Genomic DNA, 23,657 nt, shown 5'->3' on the forward strand with positions numbered 1-23,657 from the left:
GGAAGCCTGCGGCACCGGCTCGCCCGCTTCAGGCGGCCGCCTCGCGCCACATCGGCCAGGGGCGCAGGCGCTCGAAGGCGGCGGCCGCGGCGAGCACCTGGGCATCACCGAACTTCGGGCCGACGATCTGCAGGCCGACGGGCAGGCCCGCCCGGGTGCGGCCGGCCGGCACCGAGATCGCGGGCTGGCCGGTGAGGTTGAAGGGTCGCAGGTAGGGCGACCAGGCCGACGGCGGCACCGGCTTGCCCGCGATCGCTGCCGGAGCGAGCTGGCCGACCGGGAAGGGGGGCGCCGCCGTCGTCGGCGTGACCAGCAGGTCGAAGTCCTCGAACAGCGCCAGCGGATGGGCGCACCAGCGGTTCCGCTCCAGATAAGCGTCGTAGAAGGCATTGGGCGGCAGTGCGTCGGCGTAGTCGAGGATGGCCAGGATGCCGTCCTCGATGTCATCACGGCGGTGTCGATGCTCCCTGAGCCGCCAGGCGAAGCCGACCGCCGACAACGTGTTGGCGAAGGGCGCCGGATCCGGCCAGTCGAGGTCGCGCTCGGCGACCGTCCAGCCGATCTCGGCCAGCGCTCCGGCGGCTTCACGGCAGAGCATCTCGATCTCCGGATCGATGGTCTCGACGAAGCCGAGCTGGGTCGTGAACAGCACCTTGAGGTCGCGCGGCGCGGCGGCGGTGGCCGCCACATAATCGTCTGTCCCCCGCGGCAGGGAATGGGGATCGGCCGGATGCGGGCCGGCCGCCGCCTGCAGCACCAGGGCGACGTCGGCCACGGTGCGGGCGATGGGGCCGTAGTGCTGCATCAGCCAGTGCGGATGCGCCGGCACGTCCGGCAGGCGCCCGTGCGACGGCTTGAAGCCGACGGTGCCGGTGAAGGCGGCCGGCGTACGCAGCGAGCCGCCGCCGTCGGTGCCGATGTTGACCGGCGCCAGGGCGGCGGCGGCGCTCACCGCGGCACCGCCGCTGGAGCCGCCCGCGGTGACGGTGGGATCGTACGGATTGGGCGTCGGCCCGAACAGCTTGTTGTCGGTCGAGCCGGTCCAGCCGAACGCCGGCGTGTTGGTCTTGCCGACGACGATGCCGCCGGCCCGCTTGACCGCCGCGACGACCCCGGCATCGGCCTCCGGCACGTGGTCGGCGAACAGCGGCGAGCCGGAGGTCGAGCGCAGGCCCGCGGTCATGATGTTGTCCTTCACGGACACCGGAAGGCCGGTCAGCAGCGGCGGGTCGCCCGCGCCCGTGAACTCTTGTTCAGCGCGGCGCGCCTCGGCTCGAGCGGCGTCCGGATCGACCAGGACGAACGCGTTGAGCTCAGGGTTCAGCCGCGCGATGCGGGCGAGATAGCCGTCCATCACCTCGACCGGCGAGAGTCGCCGTTGCCGGTAGAGGCGAACCAGATCGCTTGCGGTCAGCTGCTCCAGGTCCGGTTCGTGCATCGCATGCCCCATTTTTCACCTTGACCGTTATGCATGCACCACCCAGACTTTCAACTGAAATGTCAGATGTTGCAATTCTGATGTTGTCAGTGGCCAGGGGCGCGCGCCGATGTAGCGGGCCATGGCACGGAGCATCGGTCGCGACGGAGTGGAGGAGGCGTTTCCAGTGCAGAGACGGTTCGGTATGCGTCTTGATGGTTGGATGACGCCGCAGGCCTGCGTCGATCTGGCCATTGCCGCTGAAAAATGCGGCTTCGACTCGATCTGGTATGCGGAGAACCCCTTCGGCCGGGGCGTCCTGCCCGCCGTTGCCGCCTGCGGCCTGGCGACGGGCCGCATCGACCTGGGCATCGGCGTGTTCAACCCGTTCAACCGCCATCCGTCGCTGATCGCCATGGAAATGGGGGCGCTCGACGAGCTGCTGGGCGGCCGGGCCAATCTGGGGCTGGGCTCCGGCGTGGCACGCATCCTGGCGCATGCGCATCTGGGCTCGGACAAGCCGATCGCCGCCATGCGCGACACCATCAACATCGTGCGCGGCCTGATGAAGGGCGATGCGGTCACCTACGAGGGGAAGGTCTTCTCCGCCACCGACCTGCGCCTCGAGTTCGCGGCACCGCGCCCCGACTACCCGATCTTCATGGCCGCCATGGGCGAGCAGGCCATCCGCCTCACCGGCGAGCTCGCTGACGGGCTGATGATCTCCAACCTCTGCACGCCCGGCTTCACCACCCGGGCGATCGAGCTGATGCAGGCCGGCATCGCCAAGCGCACGCTTTCCACGCCCGTCACCGTGGTGCAGTACGCGCCCTGCGTCGCCCGCCCCGACCGCCAGGAGGCGCGCACCTTCGCCAAGGACATCGTCGGCAAGATGATCGCGCGCAGCTTCGGCCTCGAGGGCACGCCGCAGCTCAGAGGCTGGCACATGATCGGCAGCGGCGTCGCCGAGGAGGAGTTCGACGAGATCGCCGCCAGGCTCGAGGCAGGGGCGCCCGGCCACACCGTGGTCAGCGACCATATCCTCGATCTCTATGCGGTCGCCGGCAACGCCGACGATTGCCTGGCGGCCTACGAGCGCTACCTGGCCGCCGGCGTCAGCGAGATGGTGGTCACCTTCCGTGGCCCCGAGCCCAAGGCCGAAATGGCCTATCTGGCCGACGCGCTGCGCGGCGTCGGGCTGACCAGGTCATGACCGGCGGGCCTCGGCACTTATCTTGCAAAGCAAAGGTGTGTGCCGCCGGGCGAGCCGCGCCGGCCAGATCTTAGCGCCGCCGCGCAAGGATAAATCCGGAGACGGCCGCGAGCCCGCCTACCCGAATGCTGGAGAGGCCCATGCGATTGTCGGCCCTTGCCCTTCCCGCCAAGCTGACCGGCATCGGCCTGCTGCTGATCGCCATCGGCTTCGGCATCGGCTCGTGGCGCCTCAGCATCTGGCAGCTCGGCATGCCGGGCCCCGGGCTGACGCCGCTGCTGGCGTCGCTGGCGCTGCTGCCGATCGCGGCGGTGCTGGTGCTGGAGCAGGCGCGGCCGGGCGAGAGCGAGCCGCTGCAGGTGGCGCCCCTGCTCGCCGGGCTCGTCTTCTTCGCCTACGCCGCCCTGGTCGAATACGCGGGCTTCATGCTGCCGAGCTTCGCGTTCATCTTTCTGTGGGCACGCCTGCTCTACGCGCGGTCCTGGGCCACGTCATTAGCCACCGCCGTCGTGATGCCCTTGGCGCTCTACGTGATTTTCATGCTCGGACTGGGCATTCCGCTCCCGCTGTGGCCGCGCTGACATGACCGACACCCTGCACAACCTGCTCTACGGCTTCAGCGTCGCGCTGACGCCCGGCAATCTGCTCTACGCGCTGATCGGCTCGCTGCTGGGCACGCTCGTCGGCGTCCTGCCCGGTCTCGGCCCGGTGACCACGGTGGCGGTGCTGCTGCCGCTGACCTACGGCGTCGGCTCGCCGGTGAGCTCGATCATCATGCTGAGCGCCATTCTCTATGGCGCAATGTACGGCGGCTCGACCACCGCGATCCTGCTGCGCGTGCCCGGCGAGGCGGCCTCCGTCATCACCGTGATCGACGGCTACGAGATGGCCAAGCAGGGGCGGGCGGGGCCGGCGCTGACGGTGGCGGCCGTCGGTTCCTGGGTCGCCGGCACCTTCTCGGTCGTCGCCTTGACGGTGATCGGCCCGCTGCTGGCCAGCTGGGCCCTGAGCTTCGGCGCGCCGGAATACTTTTCGCTCGCCGTCGTCGGCCTGGTGCTCGCCGGCACGATGACCGGCGGCCGGCCGATCCGCGGCGTGGCGGTGACGCTGGCCGGCCTCATCTTCGGGCTGGTCGGGCTCGACCCCATCTCCGGGCAGACGCGCTTCACCATGGGCGAGCTCAAGCTGCTCGACGGCATCGACATCATCCCGGTGCTGATGGGCCTCTACGGCATCGGCGAGATCCTCTACAACCTCGAGCGGCGCCGCGATCAGGACTTCAAGATCGCCAAGGTCGGCAAGCTGATGCCGAACCGTAAGGAGTGGCGCGAGTCCTACGGCGCCATCGGCCGCGGCAGCGTCATCGGCTTTCTGGTCGGCCTGCTGCCGGGCGGCGGCGCGCTGCTGGCCGCGCTGCTGAGCTACATGGCCGAGCGCAAGCTGTCGAAGCACCCGGAAGAGTTCGGCAAGGGCGCCATCGCCGGCGTCGCCGGCCCGGAATCGTCCAACAACTCCGCCGTCACCGCCGGCTTCGTACCGCTGCTCACCTTGGGCATCCCGAGCAACATCGTCGCCGCCATCCTGCTCGCCGCCCTGATGATGCAGAACGTGCAGCCGGGGCCCCTGATGCTGAAGGAGCACCCGGACATGTTCTGGGGCGTCATCGCCTCCATGTACATCGGCAACGTCATGCTGCTGCTGCTCAACCTGCCGCTGGTCGGCCTGTGGGTGAAGCTGCTGCGGGTGCCGTTCTGGCTGCTCGGATGCGTCGTGGTGGCCATCTCGATGATCGGCGCCTACAGCCTCAGCAATGACTTCTTCAACGTCTACGTCCTCGCCATCTCGGGCATCGTCGGCTACGTCGTCCGCAAGGCCGACTTCGACATGGGCCCGTTCGTCATGGCGTTCATCCTGGCCAAGCTGGTGGACAATTCGCTGGGCCAGAGCCTGCTCATGGGCAACGGCAGCCCGATGATCTTCCTGACGCGGCCGATCTCCGCATGCCTGCTGATCGTCGGCGCGGTCTATCTGGTGGCGACCATCGTCGTCGCCATGCGGGTGGAGAAGCCGCCCGTCCTCGCCGACCTGCCGGGCGATTGAGGCGGGGAGCGCGCCTGTCCACTTATATGATTGGTTTCGTTCGCCTTTCCCGACCGGTTGTGTCGCCGCCGCTTGACAACGGGGCCAGGACTCCCCAACAACGGAACTGAAATGTCTCGATTTTCATCGAGAGCATAGTTTGCAGGCATCGGCTCCGCTCCTGCAGGACGGATCGGGGCAGGCATGGGTCCGGAGCAGGCCGGTGGCGCAACCGCCGGCATGGCGCTCCGGCGACCGACGGGGTGACGCGTGGCACAGGCGGACAAGCGGGGAAGCGGATCCCTTCGGCAGAATGCCTACGAAACCATTCTGCAGGCCATCATCTTCGGTGACCTGGCCCCGGGCTCCAGCATCGACGACAAGCAGGTGGCTGACGATTTCGGCCTCGGTCTCGCCGTGGTGCGCGACGCCCTGCTGCGCCTGTCGCTGGAGAACATGGTCGAGCGCCATGCCCGCATCGGCACGCGGGTGCCGGACCTCGGCCTGCGCGAGGTGCAGGAGGTGTTCGAGGCGCGCGTCATCCTCGAAGGCGCTTGCGCCGCGCTGGCCGCCGAGCGGGCGTCGGCCGCCGAGGTCGAGGCTCTGCGGGCTTCGTTCGACGGCTACGAGGAGGTGATCGAGCAGCGGGAGTTTCGCCGGCTGGTGGAGATGGACCAGTCCTTCCACCGCACCCTGGCGGACGCCTGCCACAACGGTCATATGGGCCGCAGCCTCGTGCTGCTGCACAACAATGCATCGCGCTTCTGGTACTTCGGCCTGCTGCGGCTCGACGCGGCCACCCTGCGCGCCGACATCCAGGCGCACCTGGAGGTCGCGGACGCCATCGCCGCCCACGACGCGGTGGCCGCCGAGCAGGCCATGCGCGGTGTCCTCGGCCACTTCCCGGCGGACATGCGCAACTTCCTGATCGCGCCGCCGATCTTCGACCGGCTGACCGCGACGCGCGAGGCCCCGGCCGCGCCGAAGGCCAAGCCGGCGGCTGAGAAGCCGGCAAGCAGCAAGGCGCCGGCCCGCACCAAGACGCTCGCCGCGGAGAAGGCCCTGCCCACGGGGAAGGCCAGGCGCAAGACCGTCCGGGCTTAGAGCGGGATGATTCATCTTCGAATCATCATCCCGCTCTAAGTCTTTGTCTTGAGCATGATCTTATCCAAAAACCGGGGTCCACTTTTTGGGATCATGCTTTAGCCGGCCCTCCATCGACACGCGCGAGCTGTCCCGCCGTCACCAGCCCGCGGCAGCGGAAGCGGTGACCGCCGCGCAGCACCTCGGAACGGGCGTCGTGGTAGGCGAAGTCGCCCTCGTCGATGGAGAACAGCGTCGCTTCGCCGACTGATCCGGGCCGCAGCGAGCCCAGGTCCGGCCGCCGCAGGGCCGCAGCCGGAGCCGTCGTGACCATGCGGATGATGTCGGACAGGCCGAGGCCCAGGCAGTAGAACTTCGACAGCGTCGTCATCAGGTCGAACACCGGCCCGTCGACATTGAGCGCATGCACGTCGCTGGAGATGATGTCCGGCAGGAAGCCCTTCTCGATCATCGCGCGGGCGACGCGGAAGCCGAACGAGAAGCCGCCATGGCCGATGTCGAACAGCACGCCGCGCTCGCGGGCGAGCAGCACCTCCTCGAAGATGTCGCCGTCACGCCTCACTGGCGCGTTCGGGAACGGCTTGAAGCAGTGGGTCAGGATGTCGCCGGGGCGCAGGCGGGCGAAGACGTCGCGCCGTGACGGCGGCGGATCGTCGAGGTGGGTCATCACCGGCAGGCCGGTCTCCTCCGCCGCCTCCAGCGCCAGGTCGAGCGGGGCCGCGCCGCTGTCGCCGCCGGCGATCTTGCCGACGCGCACCTTGACGCCGACGACGAGGTCCTTGTTCTCGTCGATGACGCGCACGCACTCGCGCGGATCGAGCAGCCGCATGTCGCCGCATTCGCCGACCATGACCGCCTTGCTGTAGGCGAAGATGCCCGGATACGAGATGTTGATGAAAGGCAGAATGCGCACTGGCGAGGGCTCGATGATGAAATGCCGGAAACCCAGGAAATTGCCGGGCCCCGACGTGCCGGCATCGACCATGGTGGTAACGCCGCTGAGCGGTGCCATGCGGCGCGCGTCGAGGCTCATTGCCGTCGCCCCCCAATAGACGTGGCAGTGCATGTCGATCAGCCCCGGGGTGACGATCAGCCCGGACGCATCCGCGATCTGCCGCGCCTCCTCCGGCAGACGCGGGCCGACGGCGGCGACCTCGCCGTCGCGGAAGCCGACGTCCAGGACGCCGTCCAGCCCCTGGCCCGGATCGATGACGCGGCCGCCACGCAGGATCAAGTCTAGCATCGAAGCTTTCTCTCCGTGTGTCGGGCGCAGCGGGTCATGTCTGCCGGCCGCCGCGGGCAGCCCGAGACCGGCACAATAGCGGCAACAGCCAGTCGGTCCAGCCGCGTGATCGATCTGAAATGTCATTTTCTGGCATCTGGTAAGTTGTTGTGCATGCGCCTGTATTTCGGGCTGATCAGGCCGCACGGATCGGCGTCGTGCGCTTGACTCGACTGGCCTTCGACCTCGATACTAAGACTGAAATGTCAGATATCAAGTTAACGGCTCGGATCTGGCGGCGATCGGGAGGGGGCATGCGGCGGGCCGGCACGGCCGTCGCGACGCCGGATCCGCCCGACGCGACTTCCGCGGGGCGCAGCTGGTGGCTGCCACAATCGGTTGAGGAGACCATGCCGGACATACAATGGGTGGGGGGATCGGACGAGGACCGCAAGGCCGTCGCCGCGCAGCACGAGGCCTACCTCGTCGCCAATTCGAAGTTCGACTGGGATCATCTCATGTCGGTTTTCAGCGAGGCGCCATGGGCCACCTACTTCAACCTGAACGGCCACACCTACGACGGGCGCGAGCACTGGATCAGGTTGTGGAAGTACTACATCACCCAGCAGGAGACCGGATACTGGCACCCGTTCGACATGAAGGGGGTGATCTCCGGCGACCTCGCCACGGTCTGGTGCCACCGCAACACCCAGTCGAAATGGTTCGGTTCCGACGACCCGATGTCGCCGCGCAAGGAAGGGAAGCCTTTCATCTCCCGCTCGACCATGGTTTTCTGCCGCCAGGACGGCGAGTGGCGCTGCGTTCACGTCCACTTCTCCGAGAGCCGCAGCGAGGAGCCGCGCCCGGGCGGCATCTGAGGGCATAGGGAGCGTTCGACGTGATGAAGATCGGGTACAAGGCGTCGGCGGAGCAGTTCGGGCCGCGGGACCTGCTGCGGTTCGCCGTCCTGGCGGAAGAGAAGGGCTTCGATTCGGTCTTCGTCAGCGATCACTTCCAGCCCTGGCGTCACACCGGCGGGCACGCGCCCTTCTCGCTCGCCTGGCTCGGCGCGGTCGGCGCTGCCACCTCGCGCATCGTCATGGGCACGAGCGTGGCGACGCCCACCTTCCGCCACCATCCCTCGACCATAGCCCAGTGCTTCGCCACCCTGGGCGACATGTTCCCGGACCGCGTCGTCCTCGGCATCGGCACCGGCGAATCGCTCAACGAGGTGCCGCCGACCGGCATGGTTTGGCCCGAGCCCAAGGAGCGGCTGGCGCGCCTGCGCGAGGCGGTGGCGCTCATCCGCCGGCTGTGGAGCGAGGAGCGGGTCAGCTTCGAGGGGCAGTACTACAAGACCGAGAACGCCACGATCTACGACCGGCCCGCGCGCATGGTGCCGATCTTCATCGCCGGGGCTGGGCCGCTGATCGCCAAGTTCGCCGGGCGCACGGCGGACGGTTTCATCTGCACCAGCGGCAAGCCGACCGAGCTCTACCGCGACACCCTGCTGCCCAACGTCGCGGCCGGGCTGGAGGCCGCGGGGCGACCGGCCGATGCGATCGAGCGCATGATCGAGATGAAGGTCTCCTTCGATAGCGATCTTGAGCGGGCGCGTGAGGATACGCGCTTCTGGGGCGCGCTGGCGCTCTCGCCCGAGGAGAAGATGTCGGTGGAGGACCCCGTCGAGATGGAGCGCCTGGCGGATGCGCTGCCGCTCGAGCGTGTGACCAAGCGCTGGATCGTCTCCACCGATGCCGACGAGGTCGTCGAGGCGGTGCGCCCCTACGTCGAGCTCGGCTTTCGCCACCTGGTGTTCCACGCGCCCGGCTTCGATCAGCCCCGCTTCATCGAATTGTTCGCGGGCGAGGTCGTGCCCAGGCTGCGCCGTGCCTTCGGCTGACCGTCCCATGGCGGCAACCACGGGCCATGTGCTCGCCCTGTCCGGCGGCATCGGCGGCGCCAAGCTGGCGCTCGGGCTGAGCCATGCGGTGGCGCCGGACGAGCTCACCGTCCTGGTCAACACCGGCGACGATTTCGTCCACCTGGGCCTCGCCGTCTCGCCCGACATCGATACGGTGCTCTACACGCTGTCGGGCTTGTCGGACCCGGCCCGCGGCTGGGGCGTGCGGGACGAGACGTGGAACTTCATGGCCGCCCTCGGGCGGCTCGGCGGTGAGACCTGGTTCCAGCTCGGCGACCGCGACCTCGCCACCCACGTCGAGCGCACCCGCCGGCTCGCCGCCGGCGACACCCTGACCGCCGTGACCGATCAGTTCCGGCGCGCCTGGGGCATTGGCCCCCGCATCCTGCCGATGAGCGACGATCCGGTCCGCACCCGCGTGCGGACGGCGGACGGCTGGCTGGACTTCCAGGACTATTTCGTCCGCCGCCGCTGCGAGCCCGCTGTCACCGGCCTCGACTTTGCCGGGGCCGCGACGGCGGCGCCGTCCGCGGCGGCGCTCGCGCTGCTGGCGAGCCCCGATCTGCGCGCCGTCGTGATCTGCCCGTCGAACCCCTACCTCAGCATCGATCCGCTGCTGGCGATGCCCGGTCTGCGGCAGGCGCTTGCAGCCTGTGCGGCGCCGGTGGTCGCCGTCTCGCCGATCGTCGGCGGCACGGCGGTCAAGGGACCGACCGCCAAGATGATGGGCGAGCTCGGCATCGAGGTGAGCATCGCCAGCATCGCCCGCCACTACGACGGGCTGATCGATGCCCTCGTCGTCGACGCGGCCGACCGTGAGCATCGCTTCTCCGCCGATCTCGACGTGGTGGTGACGCAGACCGTGATGCAGACGCTCGACGACCGGGTGGGCCTGGCCGAGGCTGTGCTCGCCGCCGCCGACCGGATCCGCGGCTCACGCCGTTTGCGGGCTGAGCCGCCGGCGATCGGCTGAGATCGAGCCGCAACGCTCGGAGCCGAACTGCAGGGCGTCTGAGTAGAGTTCATGCGACTGACGATATTTATGTCTTCCATTGAACAATAATACGGCGTGACGCCTAGGTAGAACGGCGTCGTAAACTGGGCGGAGGTGACTGGCGCTGCGTGTCTTCATGCGGGCGCTAGCGCTCGGCGTCCCTCGGCGTTGGTCGTTATCCTCGATAACCATGGGATGCGCGTCGATGAAGCGGAAAATGCACCTTGGCTTCGATCTGTCCTGGACGCACCTGGAGGGGCGCTGGCGGCTGCCGGGCTCATGGACGGGGGCCACGTTCCCCGACGTCCGCCTCTACGAGGAGATCGCGCTGCTCGCCGAGCGCGGCCTGATCGACTTCATCTTCTTCGGCGACGGCACCGGCATTCCCAGCACTTGGCAAGGTTCGCGCGATGCCGCGGTCAAATGGGGCATCGGCTGGCCGCGGCAGGACATGAGCCCCTACATCGCGCTGATGTCGCGGCTGACGCAGCACGTCGGCTTCGGGCTCACCTATTCGTCCACGTTCATGCACCCGTTCTACGTGGCGCGCCTGCTCAACTCGCTCGATCACGTCACCGGCGGCCGCATGGCGTTCAACGTCATCACCTCGACGCGGCGGGCGGATGCGGCCAACTACGGCTTCGACGAGCTGATGGAGCACGATCTGCGCTACGAGCGCATGGAAGAGTTCATCGCCGTCTGCAAGGCGCTGTGGGACAGCGTGGCGCCCGATGCGTTCATCTGGGACCGGGCGAGCGGCGTCGTCGCCGACACGGCGAAGGTCCATCCGATCGACCATGTCGGCCGCTTCTTCAAGGTCAAGGGCCCGCTCGCCTCGGTGCCGTCGCCGCAGGGGCGGCCGGTGCTGATCCAGGCCGGGGCCTCGCCGCGCGGCATTCGCGCCTCGGCGCAGATCGCCGATCACGTCTTCGCCATGAGCCCGGGCCTGGAGCGCCAGGCCCGGCACCGGGCCGAGTTGGACCGGGCGCTGGTGGATCAGGGCCGTGATCCGCAAGGGGTCGGCGTCCTGTGGGACGTGGTGCTCGTCGTCGCCGAAACCGAGGCGGAGGCGAAGCGCCGTCGAGGGCAACTGCTCACCGTAGTGCCGCCCGAGGCGGTGGGCGCCTTCCTGTCCCACCAGATCGGCTACGACCTCTCCAAGCTGCCGGCGCAGTTCACCATCGTGGAGATCAACGAGGAGATCACGGCGAGCCAGGCCTCGCCGGTGGGCTTTCTCAACATGACCCGCCATCTCGATCCGACGACGACGATGACACGTGACGAGTTCTACGATTATCTGCTGCGGCGCACCGCCTCCTACGAGGAAACGATCGCCGGATCGCCCTCCCAGATCGCCGACTACCTGGAAGAGGTGTTCGAAGCCACCGGCGAGCGCGGCGGCTTCATGATCGCCCATCCGCCGGTCACGCCGCGGGACCTTGCCAGCGTCGTCGACTATCTGGTGCCGGAGCTGCAACGGCGCGGCCGCTTCCGCACGGCGTACAAGAGCCGGCTGCTCAAGGAGAACCTGGCGGATTGAGGGAGGCAGTCGCGCCCTGCCGAGATCGGGCCGGTGCGCTCGCAGCTAAATTTCGCCGATATTCAATTAGACTTGTCGTGTGATCTGAAATTTGATTGGCATAATTTGGAGATATTTCGGAAATATTGAATATTTTCGAACGAGTTTGATCCATGTCAACGATCATTGATCTTTGATGCGTAGATGCTAGCTTTCGGACTGTGGCGCTGCCGCACGACCCACGGTGATGGAAGCTGGCATATGACTGAAGCAGACGCATTCCTCCCGCGGCATATTCTGCTGGCGACCGACCTGAGCGCCCGGTGTGACCGGGCCCAGGATCGAGCCCTCGATCTTGCCAGGGCGTGGACGGCGAAGCTCACTGTGGCGCATGCGCTGGACCTCGTCAGCCCGCCGAACGACGAGGTGGCCAGGCCCGATGTCGCCGGTGCCAGGACGCGGGCCTTCAGCCAGATCTACCGCGAGCTCAAGGATGCGCGGGACGTCGCCTACGAGATCGACATCCGCGAGGGGCATCCGACGGACGTCATCCTCGGCGTCGCGCGGGAGAGGTCTTGCGAACTGATCGTCACCGGCATCGCCGGCAATGATCCGCTGGGCCGCTTCCTCCTCGGCAGCACGACCACGGGCGTCATCCAGCAGGCGGAGCAGCCCGTGCTCGTGGTCAAGAAGCGATGCCGCACCGCCTATCGCAGCGTCGTCGTGGCCAGCGACCTGTCGGAAGCGTCCGCCGGCGCATTGGAGATGGCCGCCAAGCTGTTCCAGCCGTCACGGCTCACGCTTTTCCACGCGTTCGACATGCCGTTTCGAGGGTTCGCCGAGGACAAGCGCGCCTATGAGCAGGCTTCGATCGGCGCGGTTCTCGACGAGGCCAAGACGTTTCTCGCAGGTTGCCTCGGGGATGCGGCAGCCGACGTCGGCCTCCATGTCGCCTATGGCGATCCGGCGACGCTCCTTGCCGACTATGCCGCGAAGCAGGATATCGACCTCGTCGTCACCGGAACGCGTGGTCGAACGGGCATTCTGGGGGTCCTGCTCGGCAGCATCGCCACGGCTATTCTCGACGAAGCGCCCTGCGATGTGCTGATCGTCCGGAGCCAAGATGCCCGTCCTGCGGCGTAATCGACCGCCGCCCGCTCGGCCGTGCAGCACAGATCTTCAGAGACGCGACGAGGAGGCGTGATGGCGACGACGACGATGAACACGAAGGTCGCCATCGACGCGATGCTCGATCCTCGTCCCTGGCATGCGAGAACGCCGGCGGACACTTGCGCTGCGCTCGAGACACACATCGACGGTCTCGATCACGAGGAGGCCGCGCGCCGTCTCGACGCCTGGGGCGCCAATCAATTGCCGGCGGCGGCTCGTACCCACCCGGTGCTTCGCTTCCTGGCGCAGTTCAACAACGCGCTGATCTACTTCCTGCTCAGCGCCGCGGTCGCTGCCTCCGCCCTCGGGCACGTCGTCGACGGCGCCGTCATCGTGATCGTCGTGCTGATCAACGCGATCGTCGGCTTCATCCAGGAGGGGAAGGCCGAGCAGGCCCTGGATTCGATCCGCGACATGATCGCTCCGCGCGCCGTCGTCGTGCGCGACGGCGAGCGCCACACGATCAACGCCCGCGACATCGTCCCCGGGGACGTCGTCGCGCTCGAGGCCGGCGACAAGGTTCCGGCCGACATCCGGTTGCTGCGGGCCCGCGGCATGACCGCGGACGAAGCGATCCTGACCGGCGAGTCGGTCCCGGCAGACAAGCGAGAAGACGCCGTTCCGGACGATGCGCCGCTCGGCGACCGGTTCTCCATGCTCCACTCGGGGACGCTCGTCACCACCGGCCAGGGATACGGCGTCGTCGTGGCGACGGGCGGCAAGACCGAGATCGGCAGGATCTCCAGCCTGATCCGCAATGTGCAGACGCTGACCACGCCGCTACTGCGACAGATCAACGAATTCGGCAGGCTGTTCACATGGTACGTGATCGGTGCCGCGGCGGTCTTGTTCGCGTACGCTATCCTGGTGCGAAGCTTCGACTGGGTCGAGGCCCTGATGGTCGTGGTCGCGCTGGCCGTGGGCGTGGTGCCTGAAGGGCTTCCGGCGGTCATCACCATCACGCTGGCCATCGGCGTCCGCCGGATGGCGGCGCGCAACGCCGTCGTCCGTCGCCTCCCGGCCGTCGAGACGCTCGGCGCGACCTCGGTGATATGCTCCGACAAGACGGGCACGTTGACCAGGAACGAGATGACCGCGCGCCGGGCGGTCACGGCGCTGGACATGACGCTGGTGTCCGGGTCGGGATATGCGCCGGACGGCAAGCCGACCTCTGGCGAGGGCGGCGCGGCCCTCGCGGATGGCGTGCGTGACGAGCTGATCCGCTGCGCCCTTCTGTGCAACGACGCCCGGCTCGTCGAGCGCGACGGCCGTTGGTCGGTGCTCGGCGATCCCATGGAAGGCGCGCTGGTGACGCTTGCGGCGAAGTTCGGCCTTCATCCCGAGGCGGAGCGCGAGACCTGGACCCGCCTGGACGAGATACCCTTCGACGCACAGCATCGCTTCATGGCCACCCTGCACGACGATCCGAGCGGCGGCCGTCGTGTCTTCGTCAAGGGCGCGCCCGAACGCGTGCTGGCGATGTGCGCAAACCAGGCGGGCGCAGGTGCGACGGGCGCCGTCGACCTCGCCTACTGGCAACGGCGGATCGATCTTGCAGCCGCGCAGGGCGAACGCGTGCTCGGCTTCGCCGTCAAGGTCGTCGGGGCCGAGACGCAGCGGCTGACCTTCGAGACGGCCGAAGCCGGGCTGACCTTTCTCGGCATCGTCGGCTTCATCGATCCGCCGCGCGAGGAGGCGATTTCCGCGGTGGCGGAATGCCGTGCCGCCGGCATCGCGGTCAAGATGATCACCGGCGACCATAGCGGCACCGCCGTCGCCATCGCCCGTCAGCTCGCCATTGCCGACGAGCCCAAGGCGCTGGAAGGCGCCAAGCTCGATGCGATATCCGACGATCAGCTGCGACGCGTCGTCGAAGACGTGAGCGTCTTCTCGCGCACCACCCCGGAGCACAAGCTCAGGATCGTGCGCGCCCTCCAGGCCAATGGCCACATCGTTGCGATGACCGGTGACGGCGTTAACGACGCGCCGGCGCTGAAGCAGGCCGACGTCGGCATCGCCATGGGCCGCAAGGGGACGGAGGCTGCCAAAGAGGCCGCCCAGATGGTGCTGCTCGACGACAATTTCGCCTCGATCGTGGCTTCGGTGCACGAGGGGCGAACGGTTTACGACAACATCCGCAAGGTCATCGGCTGGACGCTGCCCACCAACGGCGGCGAGGCTCTCTGCGTCGTCCTCGCGATCATACTTGGCCTGACGCTGCCGATGACGCCGGTCCAGATCCTCTGGATCAACATGATCCTGACGGTCACGCTGGGACTGGTGCTCGCCTTCGAGCCGGCGGAGCCGAACGTCATGCGCCGTCCGCCGCGCCAGCGCCGTGCGCCGATCCTGTCACGGCTCCTCGTCTGGAGGATCGTGTTCGTCTCGTTTCTCTTCATGCTCGGCGTCTTCGGCATCTTCCAGTACGCCCTGGGTCAAGGGCATGACGTGGAGACGGCGCGCACCATGGTCGTCAACACCATCGTGGTGATGGAGACGTTCTATCTCTTCAACATCCGCTACCTGCACATGACCTCGTTCAGCCTCGTCGGAGCGATGGGGACGCCGGCCGTGCTGGCGGCGGTCGCGGCGGTGGTCGTCGCGCAGCTCGTCTTCACCTACGCGCCCTTCATGCACGACATGTTCGACAGCGCGCCGGTCGCCTTCGCGGACGGCCTGCTGATCGTCGGCATCGGCGTCGTCACGATGGTCGCGCTCGAGATGGAGAAGATCGTCATGCGGCGCTTTTCGCCGGCGGTGGCGGAAGCGGCCTGACCGGAGATTTTGCTCAGCCTATTCGATGGTTGTGCGGCGGATTGAGCGGCCGCATCCGCTCACGGGAACAGGTCGTGCGCGAGCGGCCGCACTAGCTCCGCGGCGCTCCCGCCGGCCGCCTGGGCGACGGGCAGGCCACGGACGACCACCAGTGGCAAGCCTTCCGCCGCCTGGCCCATGACCAGCGAGGCGGCAGCGGCGATCTCGTCGCCGGTGCCGACGATCGTTGAGACCAGGGTCTGGCCGAAGAGGTCGGGCCGTCCGCGCAGGTCGGCCACGGTGGTGATGCCGGACGAGCCGATGCAGATGCCGCAGGTGCCCAGCCGCCAGGCACGGCCGAGGCTGTCGATGATCATGACGCCGATCTCGGCGCCGGTGGCAGCGGCGAGCTCCCGGCGCAGCCCCGCGGCGCTGGCGTCCGGATTCTCCGGCAGCAGCAGCACCCGGCCGCCGTCGGCGGAGTCGGGGATGTTGGAGTGGTCGATGCCGGCATTGGCGAGAACGAGGCCGAGCCGGTGACGGACGATGATCACCCCCGGCCGGCAGCGCACGACGGTGCTCGACTCGGCCAGGATGACCTCGACCAGCCGCGGGTCCTTGCCGCAGATCGCGGCGAGCTCGCGTGCCCGCTCGGAGGCTGCGACGGACGCCAGCTCGACATACCGGTTCTCGGCCTTGGAGACGATTTTCTGGGCCAGCACGACGACGTCGCCGTCCCGCAGCTCCAGGGCGTTCGCGGCCAGTGTCGACAGGATCAGCGGCGCGATCGGCTGGCCCGCCTCCACCAGCGGAAAACCGGCCGGGGCGAGTAGCTCCAGTCGCGCGCCGCGGCCGCGTGCAGGCTGGCTGTCAGTCATCGCGGTGCACTCCATCGCTGGTCGGCGGCGCGTCGCTGTCCGGCCAGCGGCGATCCGTCCCGTCTCCACTACGGAGCAGCAGAGGCCGATGGCAAGGGCGGCCGTCGACGGAGCGGGCAGAGGGAGGGCGGCTTGCCGCGCGGCGTGATCGGCGTCGCCCGCCATGGGCCCGCGCCGATGCCATGAAGGCACGGAAATTGCTGACAGCGACGCGAGATCACGCCGGCTCCCGGGGTGGTGCCCGATGCGGCAGGATCGCCGGCATTGACGGTGCCTCCTCGGGTCGGCGATTGTGTTCGGGTGGCGGTGTCGACGTTGCGGATCGTGGCGTTACGGATTGTCTTGCTGGGGATCGTCTCGCTGGGGATCGTCTTGGCGGAACCGGTGGGCGCGTGCATATCAGGCCGTGGCCACGCGCCGGTGAGCGGCGATGATAAGAGGACGGGCCGTGCGCCGGCTGCGGATCGGCTGCCGCAAGGGCCTGTTCGCATCGGCTGCACGGGCCTCGACGGGTAGACCCGCATGTGGGCGATCGTTCCGATCAAGCGGTTTGCCGAAGCCAAGCAGCGCCTGGCGCCGGTGCTGTTGCCGGCGCAGCGCGCGGCGCTGGCGCGGCACATGGCCGAGCGTGTCCTCACGGAGCTCAGCCTCTTGCCCTGGCTCGACGGCGTCCTCGTGGTGTCGGCCGACGACGGCCTGTCCGATCTTGTGCGGAGGCTTGGCTTCGAGCGATTCGACGACGCCGGCGCGGGGCTCAACGCAGCGCTCGATGCGGCCGGCGCCCGGCTCGCCGGGCGGGGCGTCGACGAGACCGTGATCGTCCACGCCGATCTGCCGCTGTTCCATGCGGCGGCGTTCGACCATGCCGCCACCCTGCACCGGCGCGGCGCGCCGCGCCGGATGACCATCGTCACGGACCTGCGCGGCAGCGGCACCAACGTGCGCTTCTGCCGTCCGGCCGCCGCCGTGGCCGCCCAGTATGGCGAAGGCAGCGCGGCGCGCCATCGTGCGGCGGCGCTCGAGGCGGGCCTCGAGGTCGAGACCGTCACGCTGCGGCCGCTCTCGTTCGACTGCGATACTCCGGACGATCTGCGCATGGCGTACGGCAACCGTCTTCCCGGCGGCGCGCCGTTCGGCGTCGATCGCACCCCTTCGGCCGCATGAGCCGTTCAACGATGGAGCCGAACGTGACGTTGCGATCTCAGGCTCCCGCAGGTGGGCAGGCGGCGCCGCCGATCGGCGGAGCGACGCTCGGCCTCGATCGGCCCACCGCCGAGCTGGCGGCGCAGGCGCGCGCGATCCGCGACGGCGCCTTCGACAACCGGCTCACCTATTCGCGCAAGGTCTTTTTGCCGCTGACGCAGCTCTGCCGCGATGTTTGTCATTACTGCACCTTTGCCAAGGCACCGCGGCATCTGAAGGCGCCCTACATGGGCCTCGACGAGGTGCTGGCCGTGGCCCGCGCCGGGCAGGCGGCCGGCTGCGACGAGGCGCTGTTCACGCTGGGCGAGCGGCCCGAGGCGCGCTACCGGGCGGCGGCGGACTGGCTGGCGGCGCACGGCTTCGCCTCGACCATCGCCTATGTCGCCGAGGCGGCGCGCGCCGTGCTGGCGGAGACGGGGCTGCTGCCGCACATCAACGCCGGCACCCTGAGCGACGCCGAGATCGAGATGCTGCGCCCGGTGTCGGCGTCCATGGGGCTGATGCTGGAGAGCGCCGCGGAGCGGCTGACGCTGCCGGGCATGCCGCACCACGGCTCGCCCGACAAGCGGCCGGGCGAGCGCCTGGCCACCCTGCGACGGCTCGGCGAGCACCGGGTGCCGACCACGACCGGCATCCTGATCGGCATCGGTGAGACCGAGGCGGAACGCCTCGAGTCGCTCGCCGCCCTGCATGACATCCAGCGGCGCTACGGCCATATTCAGGAAATCATCGTCCAGAATTTTCGCGCCAAGCCCGGCACGCGCATGCATGGGCATGCGGAGCCGTCCCTGGACGAGCTGGTGCGGACCGTGGCGCAGGCCCGTGTCATGTTCGGGAGCGAGGTCAGCATCCAGGTGCCGCCCAACCTCAACCCTGACGGCATCGAGGCCATCGTCGACGCCGGCATCGACGACTGGGGCGGCATCTCCCCGGTGACGATGGACTTCGTCAATCCGGAAGCGCCCTGGCCGCACGTGGACGAGCTGACCGGCCAGCTGGCGGCGAAGGGCAAGGCGCTCGTCCAGCGCCTGACCATCTATCCCGCCTATGCCCGTACGCCGGCGCTGTGGCTCGACCCGGCGATGGCGCCGGCGGTGCTCCGGCGCAGCGATGCCGCCGACCTTGCCCGCGGCTGCGCGTGGCGGGCCGGCGGCACGGCGCCGCCGGCACCCGCCATCGTCGACGAGATCACGCGGGGCGACGTCTCCGCGGTGTCGCCGGAGGTGGCGCGGTCGGTCGAGACAGCCGCCAAGGGCAAGGCCCTGACGGTGGAGGCCATCGAGCGGCTGTTCCACGTACGGGGGGCCGACCTCGCCTTCGTCTGTCAGGCCGCCGACGCCCTGCGCCGCGAGGCAGTGGGCGACGTGGTGACCTACGTCGTCACCCGCAACATCAACTACACCAACGTCTGCACCTATGGCTGCCGCTTCTGCGCCTTCTCCAAGGGCAAGACCCACGCGGACCTGCGCGGCACGCCCTACACCGTGAGCCTGGACGAGGTCGGCCGCCGCACCGCCGAGGCCTGGGACCGCGGCGCCACGGAAGTCTGCATGCAGGGCGGCATCCATCCCGACTATACCGGCGACACCTACCTCGCGGTGTGCCGCGCCGCCAAGGCGGCGAGCCCGTCCATGCACGTGCACGCCTTCTCGCCGCTCGAGGTGACGCAGGGCGCGCGCACCCTCGGGCTGCCGCTCGACGCCTTCCTGACGAAGCTGAAGGCGGAGGGGCTCGGCACGCTGCCGGGAACCGCCGCCGAGATCCTCGACGACGAGGTGCGGCAGGTGCTGTGCCCGGACAAGCTCACCACGGACGAGTGGCTGGCGGCGATCGAGGCTGCCCATCGCGTTGGCCTCAGGACGACGGCGACCATCATGTACGGCCACGTGGAGCGGCCGGTGCACTGGGCCCGCCACCTCGCCCGCATCCGCGCGCTGCAGGACCGTACCGGCGGCTTCACCGAGTTCGTGCCGCTGCCGTTCGTGGCGGCCGAGGCGCCCATGTTCCTCAAGGGCCAGGCCCGCCCCGGCCCGACTTTTCGCGAGGCCGTGCTCATGCACGCCGTGGCACGCATCGCGTTCCACGGCACTATCGCCAACATCCAGGCCTCGTGGGTGAAGCTCGGCCCGGTCGGCATCCAGGTCTGCCTCGCCGCCGGCGTCAACGATCTCGGCGGCACGCTGATGAACGAATCGATCACCCGCGCCGCCGGCGCCCAGCACGGCCAGGAAGCGCCGCCGGAGACCATCGAGGCGTGGATCCGGGCGGCCGGCCGCACGCCCCGCCAGCGCACGACGCTGTATGAGGTGGCGTCGGCTGAGCGCCAGGCCCATGCGCGGGGTGCCGCGCCATTGGCACCGCTGGTCAACGATCCTTTCGTGCGGGCACGGCGGTCAGCCGCCGCCAGCATGTGAGGGGAGCGGTCCGGGCATGGTGACCACGATCTTGCCGAGCGCGCTGCGGTCCTCGAGGCGGGCGATCGCCTCGCCACCGCGGGCCAGGGGGTAACGTGCGGTGATGACCGGGGCGATGCGGCCGGTCTCGTAAAGGCGGAAGAGCTCGCGCTGGTTCGCCTCGTTGCCGTCGGCATCGGCCGTGACGAAGGTCCGCCAGTTCACGCCGAGGATATCGCATGACTTCAGCAGGGGCAGGTTGAGAGGCAGAGCCGGGATGCCGGCGGTAAAGCCTAGCACCAGGTAGCGGCCGCCTTCGGCAATGGCGCGCAGCGCGGGCTCGGCCAGCGCGCCGCCCACGGGGTCGACGATCACGTCGGCGCCGGCCGGTCCGACGGCCGCCTTGACGGCGCGGCCGAACGCCCGCGCTTCGTCGGACCCCGCGGGCGCGGGATAGATGACGCCGTCGTCCGCCCCCTGCTCGCGCGCGAAGGCGAGCTTGTCCGCCGACGAGGCGGCTGCCACCACGCGGCCGCCGAGCGCCTTCGCCAGCTGGACGGCGGCGATGCCGACGCCGCCCGCGGCACCCAGCACCAGCACCGTCTCGCCGGGCGCCAGCCGCCCCCGCGTGGCGAGGGCGTAGTAGGCCGTGGCGTAGGTGAACAGGAACACGGCCGCCTGATCGAGCGGCATGGTGGCCGGTATCCGGGTGCAGCGGCCGCTGTCGAGCACGATCTTCTCGGCCATGCCGCCCCAGCCGCAGCGGCCGATGACGCGGTCTCCCGGTGCAAAGCCCTCGACACCGGGGCCAATGGCGGCGACCACGCCGGCGACCTCCGCGCCCGGCGCAAACGGGCGTGGCGGCTTGGCCTGATAGAGGTCCTGGATCAGCAGCAGGTCGGGGAAGTTCACGCCGCAGGCCGCGACCTCGATCAGCACCTGGCCGGGCCCGGGAACCGGATCGGGCATCTCCTCGAGCCTCAGGGTCTCGGGGCCGCCGGCGGCCCGGCTCAACAGAACTTGCATGGGGGAGGCTCCCGCTCCACAAACGGCGCAACGGACGTTTCAGCTCCTCGCAGGACATGGAACGAGCCGGCGCGGATCGGAATGGCAGGAACGCTCAAAACCATTGGCCCGCATCCCGGGGCCCCTACGCGCATCGTCGCGCCATCCGGGCCGCGCGCCGGCGACCGGCCGGTGATCGATGCGGACTATGTCAATCTGGTGATGAGCGGCGTCCGCCAGGCGGGCTATGATGGCGACGCCATTCTCCGCCGCGCCGCTATCGATCCGGCGATCCTCGCCGCGCCCCATGGCCGGCTGTCGCAACGGCAGTTCGCCACGCTGATCTCGCTGCTCACGCGCCTGACCCGGGACGAGGTCTGGCTGCTGTGCAGCCGCCCGATCAAGCCCGGCACGTTCCGCCTGATGTGCCGTCTGCTCGTGCGTTGCACCAGCCTGCGCGAGGCGATCCGCACCGGCTGCCAGTTCTACCACCTGCTGATCGACGACTTCACCGTGCGCTTCCAGGCCGATGGGCACGAGGCACGCATCTGGGTGGTCGATACGATCGATGACGAGGAGCGCCGCCGCATGCTCAACGGCGCCGTGACGTTCTTCGTCTATGGCCTGATGTGCTGGCTGGTCGGGCGCAAGCTGCCGCTCATCAGCGTCCACTACGTGTTCTCGCAATTGCCCCACAGCGCCGAGCTCGAGCCGGTCTACGAGGCGCCGATCCTGTTCCACCAGCCCCGGACCGAATTGCGCTTCGAGGCCGAGCTGCTCGACTTGCCGATCGTGCCGGACGAGGAGCGGCTACGCCGCTTCCTGGCGCTGGTGCCGAGCACGCTGCTGGTGCGCTACCGCGACGACACCAGCATCCCCGAGCGGGTCCGCGCCATCCTCCGCCGCAACCTGGGCCGCAACCTGACGCTGGAGGACATCGCCGCGAAGCTCCACGTCACCCCCCAGACCCTGCGTCGAAGGTTGCAGGAGGACCAGCAGGGCTTCCAGGATCTCAAGGACCGCGTGCGCCGCGACGTGGCCGTGCACCTCCTGCGCAAGTCGCGCCTGTCGCTCGACGACGTGGCGGCGGCGCTCGGCTTCTCGGAGGTCAGCACCTTCCACCGGGCGTTCCGGCGCTGGACCGGGCAGACACCGGGCGAGTACCGCCAGGGTGGCCAGGGGGAGGGGGCCTGATGAATCGCTTGGCAGCCCAAAAGGGCTGCAGCGGTGCAACCGCGTACCTCGCCCCGCCTGCGGGGAGAGGTCGGAACACGCGAGCGCAGCTTGCGTGTTCCGGGTGAGGGGGCTCCCGGAGAGGGCTCCAGCCGGTCACGACACACGGCAAGCCCCCTCACCCCTCCCTCTCCCCGCAGGCGGGGCGAGGGTGCGCGGCGGCTCCGTCCACGCCAGATCGTCAGGACCTGTATGAGGGAGACTGAGCGCATCCGGTGCGCCCGCGCCCATAGCTCAGGAATCAGGCAGGCGCGCCCGAAGATTAGTCACGATCCATCTTGACGGTCTGAAGCCGTCTCCATAGCATCCATGATGAAGAGCCAAGGGGGCTCTCGCCGTTCAACGGGCGAGAGCTCCCTTTTTTGTTGGGGAGATGGCGTTGGCGTCAGATTCCAAGGAGCCGCTGCGTATCGGCGCGCTGTATTCCCAGACGGGCCGGACAGCTTTCGTGGAGCGGACGCAGCTCAATGCGACCCTGCTCGCCATCGAGGAGATCAACGCCGCCGGCGGCATCGACGGCCGCGAGGTCGTCCCCGTCACCTTCGACGCGCAGTCCGATCCGCAGCGCTTCAGCCGTATTGCCGAGCACCTCCTCGACGAGGCCGGTGTCGCGATGCTGATCGGCTGCTACATGACCAACACGCGCCAGGCGGTGGTGCCCGTCGTCGAGCGACGCGGGGCGGCGCTCGCCTATGCCGCCTGCTACGAAGGCTTCGAGTATTCGCCCAACGTGATCTATGGCGGCGCCGTGCCCAACCAGCATATCCTGATGCTGGCGCGCCACCTCATGGCCAACGTGGGCAAGCGCTTCTACCTGGTGGGCACGCGCTATACGTTCCCGATCGAATCCAATCGGGTGATGATGACCCTGGTGGCCGAGCAGGACGGGCAGACGGTCGCCGAGCGCTACGTCAAGCTGGATGCCGAGCGCAGCGAGCTGGCGGCGATCGTCGACGACATCAAGGCCAAGCAGCCGGACGTGGTGTTCTGCACCGTGGTGGGGGAGGCGGCCAACCTGTTCTACCAGCTGTGCCGGGACGCCGGCGTCATGTCGGACACCGTCATCGCCAGCCTCACCATCACCGAGGCGGAGATCGCGCTGATGCCGCCCGGCCTGGCCGAGGGCCATCTCACCGCGGCGACCTATTTCCAGACCATCGGCAGCGCCGCGAACCGCCAGTTCGTCAGGAGCTACAAGGCGCGGTTCGGGGCGCACGAGCCGCTGAACGCCATGGCGGAGACCGCCTACGGCCTCACGCACATGGTGCTGGCCGCGGGCGGCCAAGCAGGGTCCTTCGCGCCGGCGGCGCTGCGGGCCGCCCTCGTCGCCCGGCCCTTCGAGGCCCCACAGGGCACCGTGCACCTCGACCCCGACAACAATCACTTCTACCTGTGGCCGCGCATCGGACGGGCGCAGGCCGACGGTCAGTTCGCCATCGTCGAGGAGAGCCCGGTCGCGGTGAAGCCGGACCCCTATCTGATCAACCATACGCTCGCCGACTGCGAGCCGATGCTCGCGTTCAACCTGCGGATGGCGCGGAGGTAGGCC

General features: G+C 68.9%; 18 protein-coding genes. 14 read left to right on the top strand and 4 right to left on the bottom strand.

Annotated elements, in window-relative coordinates; genetic code table 11:
* Positions 1-28: 28 nt before the first annotated feature.
* Positions 29-1,438: an amidase gene (locus ACZ5PO_RS15255; RefSeq protein ID WP_464194873.1), complete on the bottom strand. Its 1,410-nt coding sequence runs from the start codon at positions 1,436-1,438 to the stop codon at positions 29-31.
* 202 nt (positions 1,439-1,640) lie between these two features.
* Between ACZ5PO_RS15255 and ACZ5PO_RS15260 the strand changes: the two genes are divergently transcribed.
* The 4 genes from ACZ5PO_RS15260 (at position 1,641) to ACZ5PO_RS15275 (ending at position 5,813) form a co-directional block, all read left to right on the top strand.
* The gene (locus ACZ5PO_RS15260) at positions 1,641-2,630 is read left to right on the top strand and encodes an LLM class flavin-dependent oxidoreductase (RefSeq protein ID WP_464194875.1); all 990 of its coding nucleotides are present in this window, start codon (positions 1,641-1,643) and stop codon (positions 2,628-2,630) included.
* Between the two features lie 140 nt (positions 2,631-2,770).
* A complete protein-coding gene (locus tag ACZ5PO_RS15265; protein ID WP_464194877.1) occupies positions 2,771-3,211 on the top strand; it encodes a tripartite tricarboxylate transporter TctB family protein in 441 nt (146 codons plus the stop codon).
* A gap of 1 nt (position 3,212) precedes the next feature.
* Positions 3,213-4,730, top strand: a complete 1,518-nt coding sequence (locus tag ACZ5PO_RS15270) for a tripartite tricarboxylate transporter permease (RefSeq protein WP_464194879.1) — start codon at positions 3,213-3,215, stop codon at positions 4,728-4,730.
* Between the two features lie 249 nt (positions 4,731-4,979).
* The gene (locus tag ACZ5PO_RS15275) at positions 4,980-5,813 is read left to right on the top strand and encodes a GntR family transcriptional regulator (RefSeq protein ID WP_464194881.1); all 834 of its coding nucleotides are present in this window, start codon (positions 4,980-4,982) and stop codon (positions 5,811-5,813) included.
* 91 nt (positions 5,814-5,904) lie between these two features.
* On the opposite strand, the gene ACZ5PO_RS15280 is transcribed toward ACZ5PO_RS15275, so the two are convergent.
* Positions 5,905-7,056: an amidohydrolase/deacetylase family metallohydrolase gene (locus ACZ5PO_RS15280; RefSeq protein WP_464194883.1), complete on the bottom strand. Its 1,152-nt coding sequence runs from the start codon at positions 7,054-7,056 to the stop codon at positions 5,905-5,907.
* A 389-nt stretch (positions 7,057-7,445) separates the two neighbouring features.
* Between ACZ5PO_RS15280 and ACZ5PO_RS15285 the strand changes: the two genes are divergently transcribed.
* From ACZ5PO_RS15285 to ACZ5PO_RS15310, 6 genes are all read left to right on the top strand, one after another.
* A complete protein-coding gene (locus ACZ5PO_RS15285) occupies positions 7,446-7,913 on the top strand; it encodes a YybH family protein (protein ID WP_464194885.1) in 468 nt (155 codons plus the stop codon).
* 23 nt (positions 7,914-7,936) lie between these two features.
* A complete protein-coding gene (gene fgd / locus ACZ5PO_RS15290; RefSeq protein WP_464196852.1) occupies positions 7,937-8,938 on the top strand; it encodes a glucose-6-phosphate dehydrogenase (coenzyme-F420) in 1,002 nt (333 codons plus the stop codon).
* 7 nt (positions 8,939-8,945) lie between these two features.
* On the top strand, positions 8,946-9,932 hold the full coding sequence (cofD, locus tag ACZ5PO_RS15295; protein WP_464194887.1) for a 2-phospho-L-lactate transferase: 987 nt from the start codon (positions 8,946-8,948) through the stop codon (positions 9,930-9,932).
* A 226-nt stretch (positions 9,933-10,158) separates the two neighbouring features.
* Positions 10,159-11,493 carry an NtaA/DmoA family FMN-dependent monooxygenase gene (locus tag ACZ5PO_RS15300; RefSeq protein ID WP_464194889.1) on the top strand — a complete coding sequence of 445 codons (1,335 nt, stop codon included), beginning with the start codon at positions 10,159-10,161 and terminating at the stop codon, positions 11,491-11,493.
* A 240-nt stretch (positions 11,494-11,733) separates the two neighbouring features.
* Positions 11,734-12,615 (top strand): universal stress protein, encoded by an 882-nt coding sequence (locus ACZ5PO_RS15305; protein ID WP_464194891.1) that lies wholly within the window; start codon positions 11,734-11,736, stop codon positions 12,613-12,615.
* Positions 12,616-12,675: 60 nt separating this feature from the next.
* Complete coding sequence (locus ACZ5PO_RS15310) at positions 12,676-15,417, top strand: cation-transporting P-type ATPase (RefSeq protein WP_464194893.1); 2,742 nt, start codon at positions 12,676-12,678, stop codon at positions 15,415-15,417.
* A 59-nt stretch (positions 15,418-15,476) separates the two neighbouring features.
* On the opposite strand, the gene cofE is transcribed toward ACZ5PO_RS15310, so the two are convergent.
* Positions 15,477-16,274, bottom strand: a complete 798-nt coding sequence (gene cofE / locus ACZ5PO_RS15315; protein ID WP_464194895.1) for a coenzyme F420-0:L-glutamate ligase — start codon at positions 16,272-16,274, stop codon at positions 15,477-15,479.
* A gap of 522 nt (positions 16,275-16,796) precedes the next feature.
* Between cofE and cofC the strand changes: the two genes are divergently transcribed.
* Together cofC and cofH are read left to right on the top strand one after the other, a co-directional pair.
* Positions 16,797-17,438: a 2-phospho-L-lactate guanylyltransferase gene (gene cofC, locus ACZ5PO_RS15320; RefSeq protein ID WP_464194897.1), complete on the top strand. Its 642-nt coding sequence runs from the start codon at positions 16,797-16,799 to the stop codon at positions 17,436-17,438.
* Between the two features lie 23 nt (positions 17,439-17,461).
* Positions 17,462-19,891: a 5-amino-6-(D-ribitylamino)uracil--L-tyrosine 4-hydroxyphenyl transferase CofH gene (gene cofH / locus ACZ5PO_RS15325; RefSeq protein ID WP_464194899.1), complete on the top strand. Its 2,430-nt coding sequence runs from the start codon at positions 17,462-17,464 to the stop codon at positions 19,889-19,891.
* Here the strand turns inward: cofH and ACZ5PO_RS15330 are convergent.
* Complete coding sequence (locus ACZ5PO_RS15330) at positions 19,871-20,896, bottom strand: NADPH:quinone oxidoreductase family protein (protein WP_464194901.1); 1,026 nt, start codon at positions 20,894-20,896, stop codon at positions 19,871-19,873. The genes cofH and ACZ5PO_RS15330 overlap by 21 nt on opposite strands.
* Positions 20,897-20,977: 81 nt before the next feature.
* Here ACZ5PO_RS15330 and ACZ5PO_RS15335 point away from each other — a divergent pair, with 81 nt between their 5' ends.
* A complete protein-coding gene (locus tag ACZ5PO_RS15335) occupies positions 20,978-22,069 on the top strand; it encodes an AraC family transcriptional regulator (protein ID WP_464194903.1) in 1,092 nt (363 codons plus the stop codon).
* A 418-nt stretch (positions 22,070-22,487) separates the two neighbouring features.
* The gene (locus ACZ5PO_RS15340) at positions 22,488-23,654 is read left to right on the top strand and encodes a transporter substrate-binding domain-containing protein (protein WP_464194905.1); all 1,167 of its coding nucleotides are present in this window, start codon (positions 22,488-22,490) and stop codon (positions 23,652-23,654) included.
* The last annotated feature ends 3 nt before the right edge of the window (positions 23,655-23,657 follow it).

The organism is Chelatococcus sp. KU-N122 (assembly GCF_055391085.1).